This window comes from Methylobacterium sp. WL18, assembly GCF_008040015.1.
Lineage (GTDB): Bacteria > Pseudomonadota > Alphaproteobacteria > Rhizobiales > Beijerinckiaceae > Methylobacterium > Methylobacterium mesophilicum.
This window is the reverse complement of record NZ_VRVD01000740.1, coordinates 1-2,099: the sequence shown is the minus strand read 5'-3', so window position 1 is coordinate 2,099 and position 2,099 is coordinate 1. Positions and strand designations below refer to the sequence as shown.

1 protein-coding gene and 1 pseudogene are annotated in these 2,099 nt (G+C 69.9%); both read left to right on the top strand.

The window, feature by feature from the left end:
• On the top strand, positions 1 to 1,418 hold a 1,418-nt coding region (locus FV228_RS27715; RefSeq protein WP_147857440.1), incomplete at its 5' end, for a methyl-accepting chemotaxis protein.
• A 295-nt stretch (positions 1,419 to 1,713) separates the two neighbouring features.
• Positions 1,714 to 2,099, top strand: a pseudogene (locus FV228_RS27710) (membrane-bound PQQ-dependent dehydrogenase, glucose/quinate/shikimate family); the annotation flags it as partial.

Sequence of the window (2,099 nt, the reverse complement as noted above, 5' to 3'; positions counted from 1 at the left end):
GGCGGCTGGCTGCCGCCTGGGCCGACGTCGTGGCGGCCGCCGCCGACGAGACCTCGGACTTGGTCCGGGCCGCCTTCCGCAAGGCCAGGGCCGACAACTTCGAGGGTGAGGCCGAGGCGCGCCGCAAGGCCGCCACGGAGGCCCTCACACAGGGCCGGCCGACCGGGCTCTCCATCGACGAGCTGCGCATCCGCCACACCGCCGAGGTCAACACGATCTCCGACCTGGCGAGCGCGGCCCTCGACGCGCTGGTGGACCGAGCCCAGGCGCTGACCGACGAGGCGCGCGCCTCCCTGCTGCGGATCGCCCTGTTCCTGCTTGCGGCTCTCCTGCTGACCGGCGTCGGCACCCTGGTCGTGGTCCGACGCGTGCTGCTGCCGATTCGCCGGATGACCGATGCCATGCGGGCGCTCGCCGCGGGCGACGCATCCGTCATGGTCCCGGCTCCGAGGCACCAGGACGAGATCGGCGCCATGGCCGCCGCCGTTCAGGTGTTCAAGGACAACCTGCTCCGGACCCGACAGCTCGAAGCCGAGGCGGACGAGACGCGCCGCGCCGCCGAGGATCAGCGCCGGGCGGTCATGCACCGGATGGCCGAGACCTTCGAGGCGGCGGTCTCCGGCATCGTCACCCAGGTCTCGTCCGCCGCCACCGAGCTGCAAGCCACGGCCTCGCAGATGACCGCAAGCGCGCAGGAGACCGCGAGCCAGTCCGGCACGGTGGCGGCGGCGGCGGAGCAATCGGCCTCCAACGTCAGCACCGTGGCGAGTGCCGCCGAGCAACTCGGCAGCAGCGTCGCGGAGATCGGTCGCCAAGTGGAGGGCTCGACCATCCTGGCCCAGCGTGCGGTCGGCGAATCGGACCAGACCGCCACCCTCGTGTCCGAGCTGAGCGCCGCCGCCGCCCGGGTCGGCGACGTCGTCCAGCTGATCGCCTCGATCGCCGCGCAGACCAACCTTCTGGCGCTCAACGCCACCATCGAGGCGGCCCGCGCCGGCGAGACCGGGCGCGGCTTCGCGGTCGTGGCGGCCGAGGTGAAGGAACTCGCCAGCCAGACCGCCAAGGCGACCGAGGAGATCGCCAGCCAGATCGGTCGGATCCAGGGCGTCACCGGCGAGGCCGTGGACGCGATCGGCACGATCGCCAGCCGCATCCGGGAGATCAACGCGGTCGCGACCACGATCGCGGCGGCGGTGGAGCAGCAGGGCGCGGCGACCCGGGAGATCGTCCGCAACGTCACCCAGGCGACCGCGGGCACGCAGGAGGTCACGGGCAACATCGCCGGGGTGGCGCAGGCCGCCGAGCAGACCGGCGCCGCGGCCGAGCAGGTCCTGGCCTCCGCCACCGGGTTGTCGCGCCAGTCGGAGCAACTCGCGGCGGAGGTGGATCGCTTCCTGGCCGATGTCCGAGCCGCCTGACTGCTGACGGGCCGCCGTCGCGACACGCCGAAGTCCGTGTCTCGGGCTTGGACACAGGTTGCGAGACCTGATCCGGCCGGCGTGTTCAGCGCGGCGAAGCGAAGCGGACATTGATCCGCGGTGGTCTATGCAAGGGTTCGTTTGTCGGCTCGCTGATTTAATTCGGCGAGAAGATAAATATCCGCCGTCCTGCAGGATTTTTCATCGTAAAATCATCGTCGACCGACGCAAGACTCAAGATAAAGAAGCGATAAGCTCGAACGATTGAGGATTTTCGATGCGTCGATCCAGAAAGATGACCGATGGGGTGCTGATCATGCTTGGATTGGTCATAGTCCTGATCGGTCTATTTTTGGCCGGCGGTGGTGCATACTTGGTATGGCTCGGCGGCAGCTGGTATTTCGTGGCCATGGGCGCCGCGATGCTCGTCTCCGGGGTTCTGGTTGCTCAACGTCGGCGTGCCGGGGCGCTGCTCTACGGTGGGGCGTTCGTCCTGACCGGGATCTGGGCGGTCTGGGAGGTCGGGTTCGCGTTCTGGCCGCTGGTCTCGCGCCTGTTCGCCCTGGCGGTCCTCGCCTGCGTGGTCGCCCTGTTCGCACCGCTGCTCGATCGATCCGGCAGCGGCGTATGGCGCCGGGCGTCCCTGGGCCTCGCCGCCGCGCTGGCGCTGGCCCTGGCGGC